The organism is Paraburkholderia sp. EG304 (assembly GCF_046543485.1).
Taxonomy (GTDB): Bacteria; Pseudomonadota; Gammaproteobacteria; order Burkholderiales; family Burkholderiaceae; genus Paraburkholderia; species Paraburkholderia youngii.
In genome coordinates this window covers 1-437 of record NZ_JBKGUA010000348.1, presented here as the reverse complement: position 1 = coordinate 437, position 437 = coordinate 1, and the positions used below count along the sequence as shown (strand labels likewise).

Here is a 437-nt window from a genome sequence, read left to right as displayed (position 1 = left end):
TCGTCTCACACGACCGTTGGTTTCTTGACGAGATCTGCACTGACATCTGGGAGGTCCACAACGCCACCGTCGAGGCTTATCAGGGCGGATACTCGGCCTACACCTTAGCCCGGGTAGAACGAGCCCGCGTCGCCGCCACTAATGAGGCCAAGCGTCAGAACCTGGCACGTAAGGAATTAGCGTGGTTGCGTCGAGGCGCCCCTGCCCGTAGCTCCAAACCGCGTGACCGAGTCGAGGCAGCCAATGCCCTCATCGCCAATGTTCCCGAGCCGCGCGACAAGTTGGAGCTAGCACGCTTTTCCGCAACCCGGTTGGGCAAAGATGTGCTGGACCTCAACGAGGTTACCGTCACCGTCTCCTCCGATGAGCTTGGCGAGCGTACTCTATTTGACAAGGTGACATGGTCGATCGGCCCAGGCGACCGGATCGGCCTGATT

1 pseudogene is annotated in these 437 nt (G+C 60.2%); it reads left to right on the top strand.

What is annotated here, in order from left to right:
- Positions 1 to 437, top strand: a pseudogene (locus ACLFKU_RS44225) (ABC transporter ATP-binding protein); the annotation flags it as partial.